20 protein-coding genes and 1 tRNA gene are annotated in these 21798 nt (G+C 70.0%); 5 read left to right on the plus strand and 16 right to left on the minus strand.

Annotated elements, in window-relative coordinates; all coding sequences use genetic code 11:
• Positions 1-20 precede the first annotated feature (20 nt).
• Positions 21-653: a LysE family translocator gene (locus RT282_RS04710; protein ID WP_312304982.1), complete on the plus strand. Its 633-nt coding sequence runs from the start codon at positions 21-23 to the stop codon at positions 651-653.
• Between the two features lie 69 nt (positions 654-722).
• Here the strand turns inward: RT282_RS04710 and RT282_RS04715 are convergent, their stop codons facing one another.
• The 6 genes from RT282_RS04715 to RT282_RS04740 form a co-directional block, all read right to left on the minus strand.
• Positions 723-2126: an amidase gene (locus tag RT282_RS04715; RefSeq protein ID WP_313312114.1), complete on the minus strand. Its 1404-nt coding sequence runs from the start codon at positions 2124-2126 to the stop codon at positions 723-725.
• Between the two features lie 231 nt (positions 2127-2357).
• On the minus strand, positions 2358-3860 hold the full coding sequence (locus RT282_RS04720) for an ABC transporter substrate-binding protein (protein WP_312760637.1): 1503 nt from the start codon (positions 3858-3860) through the stop codon (positions 2358-2360).
• A gap of 73 nt (positions 3861-3933) precedes the next feature.
• Complete coding sequence (locus RT282_RS04725) at positions 3934-4746, minus strand: ATP-binding cassette domain-containing protein (RefSeq protein WP_313312118.1); 813 nt, start codon at positions 4744-4746, stop codon at positions 3934-3936.
• Positions 4747-4837: 91 nt separating this feature from the next.
• Positions 4838-5827: an ABC transporter ATP-binding protein gene (locus RT282_RS04730; RefSeq protein WP_313312120.1), complete on the minus strand. Its 990-nt coding sequence runs from the start codon at positions 5825-5827 to the stop codon at positions 4838-4840.
• Between the two features lie 159 nt (positions 5828-5986).
• On the minus strand, positions 5987-6817 hold the full coding sequence (locus RT282_RS04735) for an ABC transporter permease (RefSeq protein WP_313312123.1): 831 nt from the start codon (positions 6815-6817) through the stop codon (positions 5987-5989).
• 61 nt (positions 6818-6878) lie between these two features.
• Complete coding sequence (locus RT282_RS04740) at positions 6879-7841, minus strand: ABC transporter permease (RefSeq protein ID WP_312303669.1); 963 nt, start codon at positions 7839-7841, stop codon at positions 6879-6881.
• A 174-nt stretch (positions 7842-8015) separates the two neighbouring features.
• On the opposite strand from RT282_RS04740, the gene RT282_RS04745 reads away from it, so the two are divergent.
• Entirely contained in the window at positions 8016-8279 is a 264-nt protein-coding gene (locus RT282_RS04745) for a YfhL family 4Fe-4S dicluster ferredoxin (protein WP_312303672.1), read from the plus strand.
• A gap of 57 nt (positions 8280-8336) precedes the next feature.
• Here RT282_RS04745 and pth read toward each other — a convergent pair whose 3' ends face one another.
• The 7 genes from pth to RT282_RS04780 all read right to left on the minus strand — a co-directional run bounded on the left by pth (position 8337) and on the right by RT282_RS04780 (position 14116).
• Entirely contained in the window at positions 8337-8951 is a 615-nt protein-coding gene (pth, locus tag RT282_RS04750) for an aminoacyl-tRNA hydrolase (RefSeq protein WP_312303675.1), read from the minus strand.
• 124 nt (positions 8952-9075) lie between these two features.
• Complete coding sequence (locus RT282_RS04755) at positions 9076-9699, minus strand: 50S ribosomal protein L25/general stress protein Ctc (RefSeq protein WP_312303678.1); 624 nt, start codon at positions 9697-9699, stop codon at positions 9076-9078.
• A 112-nt stretch (positions 9700-9811) separates the two neighbouring features.
• On the minus strand, positions 9812-10777 hold the full coding sequence (locus RT282_RS04760; protein ID WP_312303680.1) for a ribose-phosphate pyrophosphokinase: 966 nt from the start codon (positions 10775-10777) through the stop codon (positions 9812-9814).
• Between the two features lie 45 nt (positions 10778-10822).
• Positions 10823-10899: transfer RNA gene (locus RT282_RS04765), tRNA-Gln, on the minus strand.
• 39 nt (positions 10900-10938) lie between these two features.
• A complete protein-coding gene (gene ispE / locus RT282_RS04770) occupies positions 10939-11793 on the minus strand; it encodes a 4-(cytidine 5'-diphospho)-2-C-methyl-D-erythritol kinase (protein WP_313312127.1) in 855 nt (284 codons plus the stop codon).
• 5 nt (positions 11794-11798) lie between these two features.
• On the minus strand, positions 11799-12311 hold the full coding sequence (locus RT282_RS04775) for an outer membrane lipoprotein LolB (RefSeq protein WP_312303684.1): 513 nt from the start codon (positions 12309-12311) through the stop codon (positions 11799-11801).
• Positions 12308-14116: a tetratricopeptide repeat protein gene (locus RT282_RS04780; RefSeq protein ID WP_409519450.1), complete on the minus strand. Its 1809-nt coding sequence runs from the start codon at positions 14114-14116 to the stop codon at positions 12308-12310. Before RT282_RS04780 ends, RT282_RS04775 begins: the two co-directional genes overlap by 4 nt.
• A gap of 66 nt (positions 14117-14182) precedes the next feature.
• Between RT282_RS04780 and mutM the strand changes: the two genes are divergently transcribed.
• From mutM to mutY, 3 genes are all read left to right on the plus strand, one after another.
• Entirely contained in the window at positions 14183-15001 is an 819-nt protein-coding gene (gene mutM / locus RT282_RS04785) for a bifunctional DNA-formamidopyrimidine glycosylase/DNA-(apurinic or apyrimidinic site) lyase (RefSeq protein WP_313312133.1), read from the plus strand.
• Between the two features lie 92 nt (positions 15002-15093).
• Entirely contained in the window at positions 15094-17085 is a 1992-nt protein-coding gene (locus tag RT282_RS04790; RefSeq protein WP_313312135.1) for a dynamin family protein, read from the plus strand.
• Complete coding sequence (gene mutY / locus RT282_RS04795) at positions 17082-18179, plus strand: A/G-specific adenine glycosylase (RefSeq protein WP_312303694.1); 1098 nt, start codon at positions 17082-17084, stop codon at positions 18177-18179. Before RT282_RS04790 ends, mutY begins: the two co-directional genes overlap by 4 nt.
• A gap of 101 nt (positions 18180-18280) precedes the next feature.
• Here mutY and rapZ read toward each other — a convergent pair whose 3' ends face one another.
• From rapZ to RT282_RS04810, 3 genes are read right to left on the minus strand one after another with little or no spacing between them, the layout of a single operon-like run.
• Positions 18281-19165: an RNase adapter RapZ gene (gene rapZ, locus RT282_RS04800; protein ID WP_312303696.1), complete on the minus strand. Its 885-nt coding sequence runs from the start codon at positions 19163-19165 to the stop codon at positions 18281-18283.
• Entirely contained in the window at positions 19162-20877 is a 1716-nt protein-coding gene (recN, locus tag RT282_RS04805) for a DNA repair protein RecN (RefSeq protein WP_313312137.1), read from the minus strand. Before recN ends, rapZ begins: the two co-directional genes overlap by 4 nt.
• 2 nt (positions 20878-20879) lie before the next feature.
• Entirely contained in the window at positions 20880-21779 is a 900-nt protein-coding gene (locus RT282_RS04810; RefSeq protein WP_312303701.1) for an NAD kinase, read from the minus strand.
• Positions 21780-21798: the final 19 nt, after the last annotated feature.

Raw genomic sequence — 21798 nt, forward strand, 5'->3', positions numbered from 1 at the left:
GAATCCCCCGGAGTCACCCTATGCCCACCCTGCAGACTTTGATCGCATTCTTCGGCGTCGCCGTGCTGCTGGCCCTCACGCCGGGGCCGGACAATCTGTTCGTGCTGGTGCAGTCCGCGCAGCGAGGCTGGCGCGCCGGCATGTGCGTGGTGCTGGGCCTGTGCCTGGGCCTGGTGGGGCACACGGCGGCGGTGGCGCTGGGGCTGGCGGCCGTGTTCGCGGCTTCCAGCTCCGCGTTCACGGCGCTCAAGCTGTGCGGCGCGGCCTACTTGGCGTGGCTGGCCTGGGGCGCGCTGCGTGCGCCGGCCGCCACCGGCGGGCCGCAGGCCCTGCCGGAGCAGGCGGGCGGCGCCTTGCGCATGGTTGGGCGCGGCGTGGTCATGAACCTGACCAACCCCAAGGTGCTGATCTTCTTCCTGGCCTTCCTGCCGCAGTTCGCCGACCCGGCGCGCGGGGCCCTGGCGCCGCAGATCATGGCGCTGGGCCTGGTGTTCATGGTGGCCACGCTGCTGGTCTTTGGCGCCATTGCCTGCTTCTCGGGTGCCTTCGGCGCGCTGCTGCAGCGCTCGGCGCGAGCGCAGCGGCTGCTCAACCGCACGGCCGGACTGATCTTTCTGGGCCTGGCGGTGCGGCTGGCGACGGCGCAGCGCTGATGCTATCCAAAGAATAGCTGCCAGCGCTTGTGTGACAACCGCTGGAGCAGTTTTTGACCAGAATTCCTATCAGGCCGTCGGCGGCGTCGGCCAGGGCCGCTGCGGGCCGCGCAGCTGCTCGTAGGCATGGGCCACGCGCAGCACGCCCAGGTCGTCGAAGCGCTGGCCGGCGATCTGCAGCCCGATGGGCAGACCGGCGCCGCTGTAGCCGCAGTTGACGGACGCGGCTGGCTGCTCGGACATGTTGAACGGCACGGTGAAGGCGATGTGCTCCAGCGGCCGCAGCGGGTCGTTGGTGGGCGAGGGCAGCTCGGCGGTGAAGGCGGTGATGGGCGCAACCGGCGACAGCACGTAGTCGAAGGGCGCGCAGGCGCGCACGGTGGCCACGCGCGTGGCATGGAACTGCTGGCTGGCCTCGTACACCTGCGGGCCGTCCAGGGCCGCGGCGCTCATGGCCCAGTCGCGGATGAAGGGCAGCACGCGCGCCTGCTGCTGCGGTGCCAGGGTACGCAGGTCCATGTACGAGCGCATGCGCCAGAAGCGGTCCATGCCGTCCAGCATGGCGCGGGTCAAAAAGGGCTGCATGGGCACGATGGTGGCGCCGGCCTGCTCCAGTGTGCGTGCGGCGGCCTGCACGGCGGCGCGCACCTCGGGCTGTACCGGCAGGCCGCAGCCGGCGTCCAGCAGCAACCCGAAGCGCAGGCCGCGCAGCGTCTCCGGCCCGGAGGCGTAGCCGTCCCAGTCGATGGCCTGCGCCGGCAAGCCCATGCTGTCGCGCGTGTCGGGCTGGCTCAGCGCCTGCATCATCAGCGCCGCGTCGGCCACGTTGCGCGTCATGGGGCCGGCGGCGCGACCGGTGTAGGGCGGGTCGATGGGGATGCGGCCCAGGCTGGGCTTCAAGGTAAAGATGCCGCACCAGCTGGCCGGCAGGCGCAGCGAGCCGCCGATGTCCGTGCCCACGTGCAGCGGCCCGTAGCCGGCCGCTGCGGCTGCGCCGGCGCCGCTGCTGGAGCCGCCCGGGCCCTTGGACAGGTCCCACGGGTTGCGCGCCAGCGCATGAAAGGACGACAGGCCCGAGGACAGCATGCCGAAGTCCGGCATGGTGGTCTTGGCCACCAGCACCGCGCCGGCCTCGCGCAGGCGTGCGGCGGGCGGCGCGTCCTGCGGGGCAGGGGCCAGGTCGGTGGCGGCCGTGCCCAGAGGCGTAGGGTCGCCGGCGGTGGCGATGTTGTCCTTGAGCGTGGCGGGCACGCCGTCCAGCGGCCCGCAGGGCGCGCCGCGCAGCCAGCGCGCCTCGCTGGCGCGCGCCTGCTCCAGCGCTGCGTCCGGCCGCAGCAGCCAGGTGGCGTGCAGGTGCGGCTCCCAGCGCTCGATGTGCGCCAGCACGGCGTGCGTGGCCTCCACTGGCGAAAAACTGCGCGCGCCGTACCCCTGCAGCAGCTCGCGCGCGGACAACTCATGTAACTCGGCCATGCCCGTTTCCTCCCAAAGTCGGCCTGCATTTCACCTCGCGCCTGCTCCTCGCGCTTCGTTCTGCTGGAGCCTGGCGGAGGTGCGGGGCTGGTTGAATTGGAATCTGACCCCCCATTACGGCGCGCCCCCAGCCAGCAGACGCCATGGATCCGGCTTCGCCGTTCCACTGGCGTCGTCCCCCTTCCCAGCGCGCGAAGCGCGCGCCAGAGAAGGGGGAAGCGGCGCAGCCGCTCAGGGGGTTGCCCAAGACACTGTCGAGAGGTCGTTGACGAACACCGGCATGTCCTTCCACAGCCCGCGCAGCCCCTTGGCCGCCACGGTGACCCATTGCGGCTGGTACAGGAAGGCGTGCACGCAGTCCTCGGCCAGGAGGCGCTGGGCGTCGCCCAGCAGGCGGGCGCGGTCGGCCGGGCGGGTGGCGGTCTTGATCTGCTCGTACAGCTGGTCGAACTTTTCCGAGTGGTAGCCCCAGTAGTAGTCCGGCTTGGCGAAGTTGCCCAGGTCGAAGGGCTCGACGTGCGAAATGATGGTCAGGTCGTAGTTCTTGTTGCCGTAGGTGCCCGACAGCCACTGCGCCCATTCCACATTCTGCAGCTTGGCGGTGATGCCCACCTTGGCCAGCTGCGCGGCGATGACCTCGCCGCCCTGGCGCGCGTAGGGCGCGGGCGGCAGCGTCATGGTCAGCTCCAGCGGCGTCTTGATGCCGGCCTCGGCCAGCAGGCGCTTGGCCTTGTCCGGGTCGTAGGGGTTGATTCCGGTGGTGTCCACGTAGCCGAAGGCGCCGGGCACGTAATGGCTGCCGATCGGCACGCCCAGGCCGTCGGCCGCGCCCTGGATGACGGCCTTGCGATCGATGGCGGCGGCGATGGCGCGGCGCACGCGCACGTCGTCCAGCGGTTTCTTGGCGTTGTTGATCGCCAGGATGGTCTTGGCACGCGAGCCGCTGATGATGAGCTGGTAGCGCGGGTTGTTCTTGAACTGCGCCATGCTGCGCGGCGTGACGCGCGGGAAGAGGTCCACGTCGCCGGCCATCAGCGCGGCGACCTGCGCCGCCGGATCGGGGATGAAGCGGAAGGTGGCACGGCGGATGCGCACCTGGCCGGCCTGGCGCCATTCGGGCCAGGCGGTGAGCGAGATGGACGCTCCCCGGCTCCAGGCGCCCAGCTTGTACGGGCCGGTGCCCACGGGCTTGGCGGCGTTGGTTTCGGCGCTCTTGGGCTCGACGATGATGGCCGTGGCCTGACCCAGCAGGAACAGCAGGTCCGGGTCGATGTCCTTGTTGATGACCACCACCGTGTGCTCGTCCACCACCTGCGTGGTCAGGCTGGCGAAGGTGCGCTTGTCCTTGTTGGTGCTCTTGTCGCCGCCGGCGCGGTCGAACGAGAACTTGACGGCCTCGGCGTTGAACGGCTCGCCGTTGTGGAACTTCACGCCCTTGCGCAGGCGGAAGGTGTAGGTCTTGAGGTCGGGCGAGACCTCCCAGCCCTCGGCCAGCAGCGGCGAGACGCTGCCGTCGCTGTTGATCTTGGTCAGCGTCTCGTAGATGTTGTAGAGCGTGATCTCGGCGATGGAGGAGGCGGCGCCCGCCGTCGGGTCCAGCCCCGGCGGCTCCAGCGTCATGGCCAGCGTCAGGCTGTCCTTCTTGCCGGCCTGGGCCAGGGCCTGCAGCGGCGTGGCCAGCACGGTGGCGGCGAGGGCGCTGGTGGTGGCCAGCGCGGTACGGCGGTTGAACATGGCTTGCGTCTCCTTGTAATGGGTCGGTCAGGACCGGAATGTTGCGCCGCACAAGGCGGGGCCTGCCGCGTTTTTACACCACCAGCCGCGGCACGGCCGCCACCAGTGACTGCGTGTACGGATGCTGCGGCCGGGCAAACAGCTGCTGCGGCGCGCCGCGCTCGACCACGCGCCCACCCTGCAGCACCAGCACCTCGTCGCACAGGTGGCTGACCACGGCCAGGTCGTGGCTGATGAGCAGATAGGTCACGCCGTGCTGCTCCTGCAGCTCGGCCAGCAGGTTCAGCACCTGGGCCTGCACGGACACGTCCAGCGCGCTCACTGGCTCGTCGGCCACGATCAGGCGCGGGCGGGTGATGAGGGCGCGGGCGATGGCGATGCGCTGGCGCTGGCCACCGGAAAACTCATGCGGGTACTTGTGCGCGTCGCCCGGGCGCAGGCCGACCTGGGCCAGCACCTCGGCGGCGCGCTCGGCGGCTTCGGCGCGCGTCGGGCGGCCGAGGGCGCGCAGCGGTTCGGTGACGATGCGCTGCACCGTCTGGCGCGGGTCCAGCGAGCCGTACGGGTCCTGGAAGACCATCTGGAAGTCGCGCCGAGCCGTGCGCAGCTCGCCAGGCGCCAGCCGGTGCAGGTCGCGCCCGAGCAGCTGCACGCTGCCGCTGGCCGGCGCCTCCAGCGCCATGACCAGGCGCGCCAGCGTGGACTTGCCGGAGCCGGATTCGCCCACCACGCCCAGGCTGCGGCCGGCGGCAAGTGAGAAGTCCACGCCGTGCAGCACCGGCAGCACCGGGCGCGGGCCCAGCAGCCGCGTGCGCGGCAGCAGGTAGTGGTGGTGCAGGTCGCGCACCTGCAGCAGGGGCGCGGGGGCGCTCGTCTCGGCGCTCATCCGCGCACTCCCAGCTGCCGGCAAGAATATGAGTCAAAAGTGACTCCAGCGCTTATGCAGCAAGCGCTGGCAGCTATCGATAGGGTAGCAATCAAGCGGCTTCCCCCAGGCGGATGCAGCGCGCCGTGTGCCCCGGGCCCAGCGGCACGGGTGGGGGCAGTGCGGCGTTGCAGGCGGCGATGGTCAGCGGGCAGCGGCCGGCGAAGGGGCAGCCCGGCGGCAGGTCGGCCAGCTCGGGCACGGTGCCGGCGATGGTCGGCAGGCGCAGCCCCGGGACGCGGCCGTGGCCCAGCTGCGGCCGTGCGGCGAACAGGCCCCGGGTGTAGGGGTGGGCCAGCCGGCTGAACACGGCGCGCGTCGGCCCCTGCTCGACCACCGTGCCGCCGTACATGACCAGCGTGCGCTGCACGCTCTGGGCGATCACCGCCAGGTCGTGCGAGATCAGCAGCAGCGCCATGCCGCGCTCGGCCACCAGGCCCTGGATCAGCTCCAGCACCTGCTGCTGCAGCGTCACGTCCAGGGCGGTGGTGGGCTCGTCGGCGATCAGCAGGTCGGGTCCGCAGGCCAGCGCCATGGCGATGGTGATGCGCTGGCGCTGGCCGCCGGAGAACTGGTGCGGGTAGGCGTCCAGCCGCTCGGCCGCACGGGCGATGCCCACGCGCTCCAGCAGGGCCACGGCCTCGGTGCGTGCCTGGGCGGCGGACAGGCCGCGGTGCAGGCGCAGCGGCTCGGCCACCTGCCGGCCGATGGGGTGCACGGGGTTGAGGGCCGTCATCGGCTCCTGGAACACCATGGCCATGCGGTTGCCGCGCAGGCGGCACCACTGCGCGTCGGGCAGGCCGAGCAGCTCCTGCCCGTCCAGGCGGATGCTGCCCGTCACCTGCGCGCCCTCGGGCAGCAGGCCCATGAGGGCCAGCGCCGTGAGCGACTTGCCGCTGCCGGATTCGCCTATCAAACCCAGCGTCTCGCCGCGCGCCAGGGTGAAGTCCATCCCGCGCACGGCCTCCACGCTACCGCGCCGGGTGGACAGCGCGATGCGCAGGTCGCGTACTTCAAGCAAAGCTGCCTGCACCTTATCCATGCCTCATTGTCACGGCCAGCGCGCCCTGCACACGGCCGCGCCAGGCCAGCAGACGCCTTGGATCCGGCTTGGCCGGTCCAGTGGCGTTGTCCCCTCTCCCGGCGCGCGCAGCGCGGCGAGAGAGGGGGGAAGCGGCGCAGCCGCTCAGGGGGGTGCTCCTCATTTCACCAGACGGGGGTCGAGCACATCGCGCAGCCCGTCGCCCAGCAGGTTCAGGCCCAGCACGGCCAGGGCGATGGCCACACCCGGCCAGACGGCCAGCAGCGGCGCCTGGAACATCAGTGTCTGCGCCTCGGCCAGCATGCGGCCCCAGGACGGCTGCGGCGGCTGCGTGCCCAGGCCCAGGTAGGACAGCGCGGCCTCGGCCAGCACCGCCAGGGCGAACTGGATGGTGGCCTGCACGATCAGCACCGGGGCGATGTTGGGCAGCACGTGCTCCAGCGTGATGCGCGCCGCGCCCTTGCCGCTGGCACGCGCGGCCAGCACGTATTCGCGTGCCCAGACGGCCTGCGCCGAGGCGCGCGTGACGCGGGCGAAGGTGGGCACGTAGAAGATGCCGATGGCAATGATGGCGTTGACCATGCCCGGCCCGTAGACGGTGGTCAGCATGATCGCCAGCAGCAGCGCCGGGAAGGCGAAGGTGAAGTCGGCCACGCGCATGATCAGCTCTTCCACCCAGCCTCGGTGCGCGGCGGCCACCAGGCCCGCCAGCGTGCCCAGCGACAGGCCGATGCCCACGGCGATGATGCCCACGGCGATGGTGGAGCGCGCGCCCACCAGCAGCAGCGAGGCCACGTCGCGTCCGAAGGCGTCGGTGCCCAGCCAGTGCGCGCGGCTGGGCGGGGCCAGGGTGCTGGCCATGTCCATCTCGTAGGGCGGCCAGGGCGTCCAGACGAAGGACAGCAGGGCCGCGCCGATCAGACCCAGCGTGAGCAGGGCGCCCAGCACCAGGCTGCGGTGGCGCAGCGCGCGCGGCAGACGCGCCCTCATTGGATTACCTCCGTGCTTCGCACTGCGGTGCGAGCCCCCTTCGGGGCGGCCGGGCGGGGGCTCATGCCCCGGCCACCTTCACGCGCGGGTCGATGGCGGCGTACAGCAGGTCGACGACGAAGTTCACCAGCACCACCATGGCCGCCAGCAGCATGATGCAGTTGCGCACCACGATCAGGTCGCGGTTGGCGATGGACTGGAAGATGAGCCGGCCCAGGCCGGGCAGGTAGAACACGTTCTCCACCACGATGGTGCCGGCCAGCAGGTTGGCGAACTGCAGGCCCATGACGGTGACGACGGGGATCATGGCGTTGCGCAGCACGTGGCGCAGCAGCGCGGCGCGGCGGGTGAGGCCCTTGGCGCGGGCGGTGCGCACGAAGTCCTCGCGCATCACGTCCAGCACCGCCGAGCGGGTGATGCGCGCCAGGATGGCGCCCTGCACCACGGCCAGCGACACGGCCGGCAGCAGCAGCGCCTGCAGCGCCGGCCACGGGCCGCCACCGGCTTCCTCCGTCCAGCCGGGGAAGCCGCCGGCCGAGAACCACTGCAGCTTCACCGAGAACACCAGGATCAGCAGGATGGCGAACCAGAAGTTGGGGATGGCAATGCCCAGTTGCGCCAGGGCCATCACGCCCACATCGCCCAGCCGGTTGTGGCGCGCGGCGGCGTACACGCCGGCGGCCAGGGCCAGGGCGGAGGCCAGCAGCATCGCCAGCAGGGCCAGCGGGATGGTCAGGGCCAGGCGCTCGGCGATCAGCTCGCCCACGGGGGTGCCGTAGGCGTGGCTGATGCCCATGTCGCCGGTGAGCAGCCCGCCCATCCACTGCAGGTAGCGCTGCCAGGCCGGCAGGTCCAGGCCAAGCTGGCGGGTGAGTTCGGCCACGGCCTCGGGGGCGGCGTCCGGTCCCAGCAGCACCTGGGCAGCGTTGCCGGGCAGGATCTCCAGCACCAGGAACACCACGCAGGACGCGGCCAGCAGGGTGGCGGCCAGCGTGGCAAGGCGTTTCAGGACGAACAGGGCCATGGACGAGATGCGGGGCGGCGGTCGGCGCCGGGGCCCGCAGCATAGCGGCAAAAGCCGCAGGGGCGTTCGGGCCATGGCCGGCGCGGCCGGGTGGGCGGGGCGGATAATCCGGCCCATGCCCCAGCCCGCCGCCATCGCCCGCCCTGCGCCCGCCCCTTCGCGTGGAGCCGCGCCATGGCGTTGATGATCACCGAGGAATGCATCAACTGCGACGTGTGCGAGCCGCAGTGCCCGAACGAGGCCATCTCCATGGGCCCGGAGCACTACGTCATCGACCCGGCCAAGTGCACCGAGTGCGTGGGCCATTTCGACGAGCCGCAGTGCGTGGCCATCTGCCCGGTGGCCTGCATCCCGCGCGACCCCGCGCACCTGGAAAGCCAGGAGACGCTGCTGAAAAAGTTCGAGCGCCTGCAGGCGCAGCAGGCGCTGATCAAATAAGGATTTTTTTGGCCCTCAGCCCTTGTGGGGCAAGCGCTGGCAGCTCTCTTTTTTGAATCAAACAGGCGTCGCCGCTGGGCGCGGTGGCTTGGGCCGGGGCGGCTTGACGGTGTTGATCTGCTGCACGGCCTTGTCCATGTCGCCGGACAGCAGCACGGGCAGGGCCTTCAGGGCGTGCTGCAGGCTGTCCTCGATGCGCTCGCGCTCGGACTGCATGGGCCGCTTGAGCACCCAGTGCACGACCTCGGACTTGGCCCCCGGGTGGCCGATGCCGATGCGCAGCCGCCAGTAGTCGGGCGAGCCCAGCTGGGCGTGGATGTCGCGCAGGCCGTTGTGCCCGCCGTGGCTGCCACCTTTTTTGAGCTTGACGGTGCCGGGCTCGAAGTCCAGCTCGTCGTGGGCCACCAGCACCTCGTCCGGGGCGATCTTGAAAAAGCGCGCCAGCGCCGCCACGGACTTGCCCGACAGGTTCATGTAGGTCTGCGGCTTGAGCAGCCACACGCTGGTCCCCTGCACGTTGGCGCGCGCGGCCAGGCCCCAGTAGCTGCGCTCGGGCACCAGCTGCACCTTGAGCTGCCGCGCCACCTCGTCGACCCACTGGAAGCCCGCGTTATGGCGGGTGTCCTCGTACTCCGGCCCCGGGTTGCCCAGGCCCACAAACAATCTGATCATCTGGCGGATTATCCGGAACGCGCCTGCTTGGCGCGGAAAAGACAACGGCCCGCGCGAGGCGGGCCGTGTGGCGTGGCGGCAGGCCGGAGCCTGCCGCGTGGCGCGAAGCAATCCGGTCAGTGGATTACTTCTTGCCCTTCTTGGCCGGAGCGGCTGCGGGCGCTGCGGCTGCGGCATCCACCACCACTTCGGGCAGCTTGATCGACACCAGGGCGGGGTTCTTGTTGGAACCGCGCACCACGATCTTCACGCCGTGGGGCGTCTTGATGGACTGCACGCCAGGGGCCGTCTTGGAGGTCAGCTGGCTCAGGTCCACCTTCAGGAACTCGGGCAGCTGCGAGGGCATGCAGACCACGTCCAGCTCGTGCAGCACGGGGGTCACGGTGCAGCCCTCGACCTTCACGGCGGGGGACTCTTCCACGCCTTCGAAGTGCAGCGGCACCTTCAGGTGCACGCGGGTACGCTCGTCCACGCGCTGGAAGTCCACGTGCAGCACCTGCTGCTTGAAGGGGTGGTACTGCACGTCGCGCAGCAGCACTTTGCTGGTCGTGCCGTTCAGTTCCATATCCAGAATGCTGGAGTGGAAGGCTTCCTTCTTCAGGGCGTGCCACAGGGCGTTGTGGTCCAGCTCGATCAGCTGGGGCTCGGCGCTGCCGCCGTAGACGATGCCGGGGGCCTTGCCGGTGATGCGCAGGCGGCGGCTCGCACCCGTACCTTGCTTGGCGCGCTCAAAAGCGACGAATTGCATGTTGATAACTCCTGATGGGGGCCGGCCGCGACCAGCTCGGCCCACTGTTGAAAACGGCCCCGGTCCCCTGGGACGGGGTGGGGCCTGCGTTGTGTTCCGGAGCGAGGCGTGGTTACGCTTGCTCCGAGAACAGACTCATCACCGAGTCGCCCTTGGCGATGCGCCGGATGGTCTCGGCGATCAGCGGCGCCACGGACAGCTGGCGGATCTTGGGGCAGCCCTTGGCGGCGTCGCTCAAGGGGATGGTGTTGGTGACCACCACTTCGTCCAGGGCCGAGCCGCTGGCGATGCGCTCGATGGCCGGGCCGGAGAAGATGGGGTGCGTGCAGTAGGCATAGACGTTCTTGGCGCCGCGCTCCTTGAGCACCTCGGCGGCTTTGACCAGCGTGCCGGCGGTGTCGATCATGTCGTCCATGATCACGCAGTTGCGGCCTTCGATCTCTCCGATCACGTGCATGACTTCGGACACGTTGGCCTTGGGGCGGCGCTTGTCGATGATGGCCAGGTCACAGCCCAGCTGCTTGGCCAGGGCGCGGGCGCGCACCACGCCGCCCACATCGGGGCTGACCACGATCAGGTCTTCGTACTTCTTCTGGTTCAGATCGCCCAGCAGCACCGGCGAGGCGTAGATGTTGTCCACCGGGATGTCGAAGAAGCCCTGGATCTGGTCGGCGTGCAGGTCCATGGTCAGCACGCGGTTCACGCCCACGGCCTGCAGCATGTTGGCCACGACCTTGGCCGAGATCGGCACGCGGGTGGAACGCGGACGGCGGTCCTGGCGGGCGTAGCCAAAGTAGGGAATGACGGCACTGATGCGCTCGGCGGAGGCGCGCTTGAGCGCGTCGACCATGATGAGCAGTTCCATCAGGTTTTCGTTGGTGGGCTGGCAGGTCGACTGCACCACGAACACGTCGCGGGCCCGCACGTTCTGCTTGATCTCGACGGTGACTTCACCATCCGAGAAGCGGCCCACGTCAATGGCCCCCAGGGTGGTGCCCATGTGCTGGGCGATCTCAGAGGCGAGCGCCGGATTGGCATTGCCCGTGAAAACCATGAAATCAGGGTGATTGGCTTGCATGAGCAACTCGGCTGATGTCACGTCCCGCGTGGGACTGAAGAAATTTGGCAGGGGAGGAAGGACTCGAACCCTCGCATGCCGGAATCAAAATCCGGTGCCTTAACCAACTTGGCGACTCCCCTACACAGGTCTCCTGGCGTAGCCAGAAAACCCCGTATCTTTCAATCTTGGACCCAGCCGCTGAGCGGATGGAGCCTAAGATTCTTGCACATGCGAACCTGCCATGCTGCGGGTGCATCGAGCAGATCAACCGCATGTGCCATTTGCGCAAACACCGCACTTCCCGAGCCGGTCATCCTGGCTTCTAGTCCCTTGCTGGCAAGCCATTGAATGGCTTGTTCGACTTCGGGGCACAGCGCCTGGGCGACTGGCTGCAGGTCGTTTCTTCCGAAACTTTTGGGCGCTGCAGCAAAGTCCGAGATTGTAGCATGCCTTGAATCGCGCTTGAGGAAAGGGCTGGAAAAAATTGCTTTTGTATCCAGTCCGGCCTCGGGTTTGACCACCACATAGTGCACGGATTCGAGAGCCTGCGGCAACTCGAGAGGCCGGATTATGTCACCAATTCCTTCCACCCAGGCGTTGGTTCCGCACAAAAAAAATGGCACGTCGGCGCCCAGTTCCACGCCGATGACCTGCAGCTGCGCGCGTGTCAGGCCCAGGCCCCACAGGCGGTTGAGCGCCAGCAGCGTGCTGGCCGCATCCGATGAACCCCCGCCCATGCCGGCCTGTGCGGGCACCTGCTTGTCCACGGCGATGTGTGCGCCGTGGGTGCAGCCGGTGGCGCGCTGCAGCGCGCGCGCGGCGCGCAGGCACAGGTCGTCCGCCGGCAACGGCACGCCCAGGTCCTCGCGGGTGAGGGCGCTGCCTGACGTGCGGCGCTCGAAGTGCAGCGTGTCGTGCCAGTCCAGCAGCATGAAGATCGACTGCAGCAGGTGGTAGCCGTCGGGCCGGCGGCCCGTGACGTGCAGGAACAGGTTGAGCTTTGCCGGGGCCGGCACGTCGTGCAGCGCGCGCATGGGCCTCAGCGCTCCAGCACGAGACGCAGCACGGTCTGGGGTGCGGGCGTGTGGCGGGTGGCGACAAGCCGACCGTCTGCCAGGCGCGACAGGTCGGCCTGCCAGCCGGCGGCCTGCACGGCCTGGCCATGCAGCCAGTCGAACAGGGCTTCGATGGGCAGATCCGTGCCGGTGAGGTCACGCACCAGCTCGTGTAGTGAAGAGGACTCGCGTTCCTGTCCCCCTGTCTTGAGCAGCGCCTGGCCCGGCTGCCAGCCGAGTTCGGCCAGTGTGTTGCCCAGGGGGTTGTAGAGCGTGAGACTGCCTTGGCGGGCTGAGCCGGCGAGCACGAAGCCCGCGCTGAAGGATTGCGCCGCAGCATCTTCCACCTGCACCGCCAGGCGACCGCTCCAGCGGTCAGGACGTTCCTCTCCCGCTGCCGGGCGCGGGGGCTGGACGCAGCCGGCCAGCCAGGCGGCCGCCAGTACGGTCAGGCCCAGCCGCGCCCGCTCGGGCGTGCACACGGCGACCGCGCTCACAGCGTGACTCCCAGTCGTTTGAGTGTTTCACGCAGTGTTTCGTTGTCGCCGTTCAGGCGCTGGCCTTCGCGCCAGATCTCCAGGGCCCGCTCGCGCCGTTTCATGCTCCACAGCACCTCGCCCAAGTGGGCGGCGATCTCCGCGTCGGGCTGCGTCTTGAACGCCTGCTCCAGCAGGCTCAGCGCGCGCTCGCGGTTGCCGAGGCGAAACTCCACCCAGCCCAGACTGTCGGTGATGAAAGGGTCGTCCGGCGCGTGCTCCAGCGCCCGCGTGATGAGCGTGCGCGCCTCGTTCAGACGCTCGCCGCGGTCGGCCAGCAGATAGCCCAGGGCATTAAGGGCATGGTGGTGATCGGGCTTGCGCGCGATGATGGCGCGCAGCAGGCGCTCGGCCTCCTGCAGTCGGCCGGCTTTCTCGGCCAGCATGGCCAAGTCGTACGCCAGGTCGTTGTCCTGCGGGGCCAGGGCCACGGCCTTGCCTTGCATCTCATAGGCCTGCTGGTAGTCGCTGGCGTCGCGCAGCAGCTGGGCCTCAGCCTGCCACTTCAGGCGCTCCTCCTCGGCGGAGTCGGCCGGCATGGCGCGGATCAGCGCCCGTGCCTGGCTGAGCTTGCCTTGACGCGCCAGCAGCGAGGCGCGCCGCATCTGGGTGCTGAGCGTCTGCACGCCGCCGTCGATGCGCTCCAGCCAAGCCTCGGCCTGGGCGTAGTCGCCGCGCTTTTCCGCGACCTGGGCGTGCATCAGCCAGGCCTGGTTCAGCGCCCGCGTACGCGCCTCGCTGGGCGGTACCTGTTCCAGCAGCTTCGTGAATTGCTCCAGCGCAGTATCGGCGCCGGCCAGATCGCCCGACTGCAGCTTGAGCGAGGCCTGGATCAGCCAGGGCTCCGACGCGTCGGGCCGCTCACGCGTAACGGCGTCGATCTGCGCCTGCGCATCAGCCAAGCGCTGCGATTCGAGCAGCTGGCGCGCATAGGCCATGCGCACCTCCGGCAGCGGGGTGGCGGCCAGATAGGGGAGCAGTAGCGCTTCGGCATCCTTGCTGCCCTCGTCCAGCAGTTGCACGGCCAGCATGGCGGCACCGTCGTCCGTGTGGTCCAGATCCAGGGCGCTGCGCGCCGCCTCCAGGGCGCCGGCCTTGTCGCCGGCCGTCAGGCGCATGCGCCCTATGGTGGTCCAGGCGGCGGAGCCCAAGGCCGGGTGCTTCAGCTCTGCCTGCAGCGCCTGCGCGACCACGCGGGCGGCGGCGGCCTTGTTGCTGGCCCGGGCATACAGCTGAGGCAGGGCGCGGATGGTGGAGAGCTTTTCGCGCGTGGTGGCGCGCGCCACCTCCTTGGCCAGAGGCTCCGCGCTTTCATTCACGCGGTTGAGCGTGACCAGCACATACAGCAGATACCGGTTGGCGTCGCGCGACTCGGGATAGGCGGCGTTCCAGGCGTGGATGGCGATCAGCGCCGCCTCGGCCGAGCGCGACTGCAGTGCCAGTTCGCTGGCGCGGCGGTACAGGCGCGGATCGTTGCTGCGCCGGGCGGCATCCAGCATCAGCGCATAGCCAGTGGCAGCATCGCCGTTGCTCGCGCTCATCTCGCTCATCAGCAGCTCGTAGAACAGCTCGGCGGTCAGTGCGGTTTCGTTGTCGTCCAGGGGGTGCTCGGTGTCCTCGACCTCCGGGGGCGGGGCAGGCACCATATCCTGCGGCGCGGCGGGCTGCGCCAGCGCTGCGGGGAGCAAGCCTGCAGCCAGCAACCAAGCCAGCGCAAAAGGCCTGAAACGGCGGTGAGATAAGACCATCGGCCCATAATAATCCAAGCCCAGGGCGGCTTTTGCCGGCCGCCAGCCTCTCGCTTCCGCATTGAATTTCCGACACAAAACCGCATGCCCGAACTGCCCGAGGTAGAGGTCACGCGCCGCAGTTTCAGCGACGCCATTGCTGGCGCCGCCGTGCAGGGTGCGGTACTGGGCAAGCCGCTGCGCTGGCCGCTGGGCTGCACGCCAGGCCAACTGGCGGGCAGGCGCGTGCTGGGCGTGCGCCGGCGTGGCAAATACCTGCTGCTGGACCTGGACGAGGGCCTGCTGCTGTTACACCTGGGCATGTCCGGCAGCCTGCGCTTTGCCCGCTGTCTGCCGCCGCCGGGACCGCACGACCACTTCGACCTGCTGACCGACCGGGGTGTGCTGCGCCTGCACGACCCGCGCCGCTTTGGTGCCGTGGTCTGGGCGCCACACGAGCAGGACGAGCGGGCGCGCAAGCTGCTGTCCGGCCTGGGCGTGGAGCCGCTGGACGAGGCGGCCTTTGGCTTCGACGCCTTCCTGGCCGGCTTGCGGGCCAGCCGTACGCCTATCAAGCAGCTTCTTTTGGGCGGCAGGCTGGTGGTGGGGGTCGGCAACATTTACGCCAGCGAGGTGTTGCACCTGGCTGGCATCCACCCGGCCACGCCCGCGCAACGTATTGGTCCGATACGCGCCCGCAGGCTGCATGCGGCCATCCGCCAGGTGCTGGCGCGGGCGGTGGAGCGCGGCGGCTCCACGCTGCGCGACTTCTCCAATGCTGAGGGTGCGGCAGGGCACTTCCAGCTGGAGGCCAGCGTCTACGGCCGCGAGGGCCAGCCCTGCCACGGCTGCGGCACGCCCATCAGGCTGCTGCGCCAGGGTCAGCGCAGCAGCTACTTCTGTCCGCGCTGCCAGCGCGCCTGAGCGGCACGGGCGCCGCAAGGGGCGGTGCTATATTGCGGCGGCATGCGCCCCGCGCGGCTGCAGCCCCTTTCTTGTCCTGATTGCCAAGCGCAGTGATACCTTCATTCAACGAACAGTTCGACCAGCACGGCACATGGCGGCGGGCATTTGCCCAGCAGCTGCACCAGCTGGGCCAGTGGCTGGCCTCGCACGACCTCATGGACGCCGCCGTGCAAGAGCGCGTGCAACGCCTGGAAGAGCAGGTGCGCCGCGACAAGGTGGTGGTCGCCTTCGTGGCTGAGTTCTCGCGCGGCAAGTCCGAGCTGATCAACGCCATCTTCTTCGCCGACTATGGCCGGCGCATCATGCCCGCCAGCGCCGGGCGCACCACCATGTGCCCGACCGAGCTGAGCTACGAGAGCGGCAGCGCACCCAGCCTGCGCCTGCTGCCCATCGAGACGCGCATGCAGTCGCCGGGCCTGGCCGAATGGCGGCTGCGCACCGACCGCTGGGTGGAGGTGCTGCTGGACATGGACGATCCGGCGCAGCTGGCCGGCGCCCTGGAGAAGGTCGCGCAGGTGCGCCGCGTGCCGGTGGACGAGGCGCGCGCCCTGGGCTTTTGGCATGACGACGCCGAGGACGACAACCCCGTGCCCGACGCCGCCGGCCTGGTGGAGGTGCCCATGTGGCGCCACGCCCTCATCAACATTCCGCACCCGCTGCTGGCGCAGGGCCTGGTCATCCTGGACACGCCCGGCCTGAACGCCGTGGGTGCCGAGCCCGAGCTGACCATCAACCTGATACCGCAGGCGCACGCCGTGGTCTTCATTCTGGGCGCAGACACCGGCGTGACGCGCTCGGATCTGTCCATCTGGCGCGACCACCTGGGCGGGATGGAGGGCGCGCAGGACGCGCGCCTGGTGGTGCTCAACAAGATCGACACCCTCTGGGACACGCTGAGTTCGCCCTCGCAGGTGCAGGCGCAGCTGGAGCGCCAGCGCGTCACCTCGGCCGAGATGCTGGGCGTGCCGCTGGAGCGGGTGGTGCCCGTGTCGGCGCAAAAGGGCCTGGTGGCCAAGATCCAGTGCGACGACGTGCTGCTGGAGGCCAGTGGCCTGCCGCTGCTGGAGGAAGCCCTGGCCGACGGCGTGGTGGGGCGCCGCCAGACCATTCTGCGCGCCAACGTGGCCGCCGGCGTGGCGGCGCTGCACGAGCAGGTGCAGCGTGCCATCAACGTGCGCCGCCGCGACCTGGACGACCAGATGCTGGAGCTGCGCAGTCTGCGCGGCAAGAACGCCACCGTGATCGACGCCATGCGCTCTCGCATCGAGATGGAGCAACGCGAGTTCGAAGCCAGCGCCGCGCGCATCCAGGCGCTGCGCATGGTGCACCTGAAGATGCTGCGCGAGCTGTTCCACCAGCTGGGCGCGCGCTCGCTCAAGGCCGAGCTGACGGCACTGTCGGACGCGCTGACCCCCGTCGGGCTGAAGCTGGGCCTGCGCCGTGTCTATGGCGAGACCTTCGCCCGCCTGCGTGCCATCGTGCAGGCCGCGCAGGCCACGGGTATCGAGATCCAGGCCATGCTCGGCGGCACCTTCCGCCAGCTGAACGCCGAGTACGGCTTTTCGCTGCAGGTGCCGGCGGCGCCGCAGCTGGCGTCCTACGAGCAGGACATCATGGCCATCGAGCAGCGCCACCTGCAGTACGTGGGCATGGGCAACGCGCTGCGCCTGACGCAGCCGGAGTTTTCGCAGCGCCTGCTGCGCGCGCTGGGCCTGCGCCTGCGCACCGTCTTCGAGAGCGCGGCCAACGAACTGGAGCAGTGGAGCAAGACTGCCACCGCCCAGCTGGACGCCCAGCTGCGCGAGCGCAAGCGCAGCTTCGCCCGGCGCATCGAGGCGGTGGAGCGCATCCAGACGGCGGCCAACAGCCTGATGGACCGCATCGCCGAGATCGAAGACGGCGAGCGCGAGCTGACCGAGCTGCAAGTGCGCCTGACCAGCCTGACCGACGGGCTGATGCACACGCCCGCCCAGGCAGCGACGGCCACGGCGCTGCACGAGCCGGACATCGACATCACCGAGCCCATGCCCCTGCAGGCATGAGCGTGCCCGCAGCAGGCGGGCGCGGCGGCGCGGCGACGGACGTGGCCGGCCGCGTCGTGCAGTGGCAGGCCGCGCACGGGCGCAACCACCTGCCCTGGCAGAACACGCGCGACCCCTACCGTGTGTGGCTGTCCGAAATCATGCTGCAGCAGACCCAGGTGGCCACGGTGCTGGGTTACTACCAGCGCTTCCTGGACCGCTTCCCCAACGTACAGGCGCTGGCCGCCGCGCCGCAGGACGATGTGCTGGCGCTGTGGAGCGGCCTGGGCTACTACAGCCGTGCGCGCAACCTGCACCGCTGCGCGCAGATCGTGGTGGCCGAGCACGGCGGACAGTTCCCGCGCAGCGTGGAGCAGCTGGCCGCGCTGCCGGGCATAGGCCGCTCCACGGCCGGGGCGATTGCCGCTTTTTGCTTTGGCGTGCGCGCACCCATCCTGGACGCCAATGTGCGGCGCGTGCTCACCCGCGTGCTGGGCTTTGGCCAGGACCTGGCGCAGGCCGCCAGCGAGCGCGCCCTGTGGCAGCAGGCAGAGGAGCTGTTGCCGACGGAAGACCTGCAGCAGGCCATGCCGCGCTATACCCAGGGCCTGATGGACCTGGGTGCGGGCATCTGCCTGCCGCGCAAGCCCAGCTGCATGCTGTGCCCGCTGCAGGAGGTGTGCGTGGCCCGCCGCGAGGGCGAGCCCGAACGCTACCCGGTGCGCACCCGCAAGCTCAAGCGCAGCGCCGGCAGCTGGTGGCTGCTGTTGCAGCGCGATGCGGACGGGCGGGTGTGGCTGCAGCGGCGCCCGGCCACGGGCATCTGGGCCGGCCTGTACTGCCCGCCGGCCTTCGACAGTCACGAAGCGCTGATGGACGCGGCGCCGACCGGCCCGCTGCAGGACCTGCCCGCCTTCACCCACGTGCTGACCCACCGCGACCTGCATCTGCACCCGGTGCTGGCGCCGGTGCAGCTCGCCGCCGTGGCACTGGCCCAGGAGGATGAAGCTCCCGGCGCTTGGTTCGCGCCCGCGCAGTGGCGCGCCCTGGGCCTGCCGGCGCCCATCCGTGCGCTGCTGGAGCGGCTGGCGCAGGACAGCGGCCTGCAAAATTGATAGCTGCTGCCGCTTAATCTGCGTAGGTTTGCGGTGGTTTTAATGTTGAAATTGGCTTGCAGCAAGCGCAGGCAGCTACTAAAGATGTAGCGACTGCGCTGCTACGTTGTGGCCTGCGCCTTCAGCCCATCCAGCTCGCGGTGGCGCAGCAGCGTGTTCCACTGCCCGCCAAAGTGCTGCGCCAGCTGCTCCGCCAGGTACACCGAGCGGTGCTGCCCGCCCGTGCAACCGATGGCGACGGTGACATAGCTGCGGTGGTTGCGCGCCATGGCCTCCAGCCACTGGTCCAGAAACTGGGTGATGTGCGACTGCATCAGCCCCACCTCGGGCTGCTGGCGCAGGAACTCGGCCACCGGCGCGTCGCGCCCGGTCAGGGGGCGCAGCAGCGGCTCGTAATGCGGGTTCGGCAGCATGCGCACGTCGAACACATAGTCCGCGTCCATGGGTACGCCGCGCTTGAAGGCGAACGACTGGAAAATCAGCGTCAGCCGGTCCGTGGACACGGGCAGCAGGCTCTTCACGTAGCCCAGCAGCTGGGCCGGGCGCAGCGTGCTGGTGTCGATCACGTGCGACTGCTCGCGCAGCTCGGCCAGCAGCTCGCGCTCCAGCTCGATGGTCTGCACCAGGGCGTGCTGGCCGTCCAGCAGCGCCTTGTTGGACAGCGGGTGGCGCCGGCGCGTTTCGGAAAAGCGCCGCACCAGGGTGTCGGTAGAGGCGTCCAGGAACAGCGAGCGCACGGACACGCCGCTCTTGCGCAGCTGCTCCAGCTGGCGCGGCACCTGGGGCAGGGTGCTGACGCTGCGCACATCCATGGCCACGGCCACGCGGTGGCCGTGGTGCGCGTGCTCCAGTGCCAGCAGGCCGGCCAGCAGCTCGGGTGGCAGGTTGTCGACGCAGTAGGTGCCGGAGTCCTCCAGCGCATGCAGCGCCACGGATTTGCCCGAGCCGGCCATGCCGGTGATGACGGTGACGTCCAGCTTTTTCATGGCGTCGCCTGCTGCGGCTTCTTGCGCGCGGCGCGCGGGCCGGCCGCGGCGGGCTGGGCCGCGCCCTGCAGCATCTCGCGGGCGTGCGCCAGCGTGGTGGCCGACAGGCGTTCGCCGCCCAGCATGCGTGCCAGCTCGGCCACGCGGGCCTCGCCTTCTGCCGGGGCGACGGTGCTGGTGGTTTCCGTGGAGCCCTTGTGCTTGGCCACCACCAGATGGTGGTCGGCGCAGGCGGCTACCTGCGGCAGGTGGGTGACGGCCAGCACCTGGCGCGCGCGGCCCAGCTGCTGCATCAGCCGGCCCACGGTTTCGGCCACGGCGCCGCCCACACCCGAATCCACCTCGTCGAAGATCAGCGTGGGCGCCTCGCCCAGCTCGCTGGTGGTCACCGAGATGGCCAGCGCGATGCGCGACAGCTCGCCGCCCGAGGCCACGCGGCCGATGGGCCGCGCCGTCATGCCGGGGTGGCTGCTGACGAGAAAGGCCACCTGGTCGGTGCCGTGGGGGCCGGGCTCGCCTGACTCCAGCTGCACCTCGAAGCGCCCGCCGGTCATGCCCAGGCCCTGCATGGCCTGGGTGATGGCGGCGCCCAGACGCGGCGCGGCCTGGGCGCGCTGGCTGCTCAAGGCGCGGGCGGCCTTGCGGTAGGCCTCGCCATGGCGCTGGGCCGCGGCCTCCAGGGCCTGCAGATCGGCAGAGGCCTCCAGCCGCTGCAGCTCGGCGCGCCAGCCGGCCAGCAGGGCGGGCAGCTCCTCGGGCGTGCGGCGGTAGCGGCGCGCCAGCTGCAGCCACTGCGACACGCGGGCGTCCAGCTGGGCCAGCTGGTCGGGGTCGGGCTCGGCGTGGCGCAGGTAACCCTGCAGCGAATGCAGCACGTCGCCGGCCTGGGCCATGCAGGAGGTCAGCACCTCGTTCATGGCGCGAAAGCTTTCGTCCACGTGCTCGTAGCCCTGCAGCAGCTCCTGCGCCTGGGCCATCGCGCTCAGGGCGCCGCCGCCTTCGTCGCCGCCTTCCAGCAGCGCCAGTGCGCCCTGGGCGTTGTCGATCAGCGACTGGGCGTTGGACAGGCGGGCGTGCCGGGCGTTCAGTTCCTCCCACTCGCCCTCGGCGGGGGCGAGCTTGTCCACCTCGCCGATTTGCCACTGCAGCCGCTCGCGCTCCTGCGCCAGGGAGTTCTGCGCGGCGCGGGCGTGTTCCAGCGCCTTGTGCGCGTCGCGCCAGGCGGCCCACGGCGCGGCCAGGGGCTGGCCCTGCACGCCGGCATAGGCGTCCAGCAGGGCGCGCACGGCCTCGGGTCGGGTCAGGCTTTGCCAGGCGTGCTGGCCATGGATGTCCAGCAGGTGGTCGCCCAGAGCACGCATCTGCGTGGCGGTGACGGGGGTGCCGTTGATCCAGGCGCGGCTCTTGCCGGCAGTGTCGATGGTGCGGCGCAGCAGCAGCGTGTCCTCGGTCTGGATGCCGGCCTCGTGCAGCCAGGCGGCCAGTGCCGGCGGGCCATCGGCGTCGAACTCGGCGCTGATGTCGGTGCGCTGCGCGCCCTCGCGGATCACGCCGGTGTCCGCGCGCGCGCCCAGCAGCAGCTGCAGTGCGTCGATCAGGATGGATTTGCCCGCGCCCGTCTCGCCGGTCAGGACGGTGAAGCCAGCCTGCAGGTCCAGCTCCAGCGAGCGCACGATCACGAAGTCCGAGAGCGCGATACGCCTCAGGGCCATGGTCAGGAACCTCCCTCGTTCCAGCGGAGCTTCTTGCGCAAGGTGGCAAAGTAGCTCCAGCCGCGCGGATGCAGAAAACACACGCGGTGCGCCGAGCGGCGCACCAGGATGCGGTCGCCGTGCTGCAGCGAGGCCAGCGACTGCATGTCGAAATTGGCGCTGATGTCGCGCCCGCCCACCACCTCGATCGCCACCTCGCTGGCGTCGGACAGCACGATGGGCCGGTTGGACAACATGTGCGGCGCAATCGGCACCAGCACCCAGCCGGGAATGGACGGGTGCAGCATGGGCCCGCCCGCAGACAGCGCATAGGCCGTGGAGCCGGTGGGCGAGGCGACGATCAGACCGTCTGCCCGCTGGTTGGCGACGAAGACGCCATCCACCTCGATGCGCAGCTCTACCATGCCCGATGTGGAGCCGCGGTTGACCACCACGTCGTTGAGCGCCAGCGCCTGGAACACGCATTCGCCGCCCCGCATCACGCAGGCCTGCATGAGCGGGCGCACGTCTTCCTCGTATTCGCCGTGCAGGATGGGCGTGAGGGCGTCCTGGTAGCTGTCCAGCGGCACGTCGGTGATGAAGCCCAGCCGTCCCTGGTTGATGCCCACCAGCGGCGTGCCGTAGCTGGCCAGGTGCCGGCCCACGCCCAGCATGGTGCCGTCGCCACCCACCACCAGACACAGGTCGCACTGGCGGCCAATACCTTCCACGTCCAGCGTGGGGTAGCGAGCGCCCAGGTCCAGCAGAGCGGCGGTTTCGGCCTCCAGCGCCAGCTCGCAGCCCTGGGCAAGGACGAACTGCGCAATGCCGTCGATGACCTCGCGCGAACCCTCGGCAGCCGTTGCGGCTGGGGGGCGCTGGTATTTGCCGATGACTGCGACGCGGCGGAAGATGGGCATCATTGGGTGGAAATTACATCAC

This window comes from Pulveribacter sp. (assembly GCF_032079985.1).
Classification (GTDB): Bacteria; Pseudomonadota; Gammaproteobacteria; order Burkholderiales; family Burkholderiaceae_C; genus Melaminivora.

What these genes read in the sequence shown, in the direction of transcription:
- RT282_RS04710 (WP_312304982.1), top strand. Translation starts at nt 21, where the DNA reads ATGCCCACCCTGCAGACTTTGATCGCATTCTTCGGCGTCGCCGTGCTG.
- RT282_RS04715 (WP_313312114.1), bottom strand. Translation starts at nt 2,126, where the DNA reads ATGGCCGAGTTACATGAGTTGTCCGCGCGCGAGCTGCTGCAGGGGTAC.
- RT282_RS04720 (WP_312760637.1), bottom strand. Translation starts at nt 3,860, where the DNA reads ATGTTCAACCGCCGTACCGCGCTGGCCACCACCAGCGCCCTCGCCGCC.
- RT282_RS04725 (WP_313312118.1), bottom strand. Translation starts at nt 4,746, where the DNA reads ATGAGCGCCGAGACGAGCGCCCCCGCGCCCCTGCTGCAGGTGCGCGAC.
- RT282_RS04730 (WP_313312120.1), bottom strand. Translation starts at nt 5,827, where the DNA reads ATGGATAAGGTGCAGGCAGCTTTGCTTGAAGTACGCGACCTGCGCATC.
- RT282_RS04735 (WP_313312123.1), bottom strand. Translation starts at nt 6,817, where the DNA reads ATGAGGGCGCGTCTGCCGCGCGCGCTGCGCCACCGCAGCCTGGTGCTG.
- RT282_RS04740 (WP_312303669.1), bottom strand. Translation starts at nt 7,841, where the DNA reads ATGGCCCTGTTCGTCCTGAAACGCCTTGCCACGCTGGCCGCCACCCTG.
- RT282_RS04745 (WP_312303672.1), top strand. Translation starts at nt 8,016, where the DNA reads ATGGCGTTGATGATCACCGAGGAATGCATCAACTGCGACGTGTGCGAG.
- pth (WP_312303675.1), bottom strand. Translation starts at nt 8,951, where the DNA reads ATGATCAGATTGTTTGTGGGCCTGGGCAACCCGGGGCCGGAGTACGAG.
- RT282_RS04755 (WP_312303678.1), bottom strand. Translation starts at nt 9,699, where the DNA reads ATGCAATTCGTCGCTTTTGAGCGCGCCAAGCAAGGTACGGGTGCGAGC.
- RT282_RS04760 (WP_312303680.1), bottom strand. Translation starts at nt 10,777, where the DNA reads ATGCAAGCCAATCACCCTGATTTCATGGTTTTCACGGGCAATGCCAAT.
- ispE (WP_313312127.1), bottom strand. Translation starts at nt 11,793, where the DNA reads ATGCGCGCGCTGCACGACGTGCCGGCCCCGGCAAAGCTCAACCTGTTC.
- mutM (WP_313312133.1), top strand. Translation starts at nt 14,183, where the DNA reads ATGCCCGAACTGCCCGAGGTAGAGGTCACGCGCCGCAGTTTCAGCGAC.
- mutY (WP_312303694.1), top strand. Translation starts at nt 17,082, where the DNA reads ATGAGCGTGCCCGCAGCAGGCGGGCGCGGCGGCGCGGCGACGGACGTG.
- rapZ (WP_312303696.1), bottom strand. Translation starts at nt 19,165, where the DNA reads ATGAAAAAGCTGGACGTCACCGTCATCACCGGCATGGCCGGCTCGGGC.
- recN (WP_313312137.1), bottom strand. Translation starts at nt 20,877, where the DNA reads ATGGCCCTGAGGCGTATCGCGCTCTCGGACTTCGTGATCGTGCGCTCG.
- RT282_RS04810 (WP_312303701.1), bottom strand. Translation starts at nt 21,779, where the DNA reads ATGATGCCCATCTTCCGCCGCGTCGCAGTCATCGGCAAATACCAGCGC.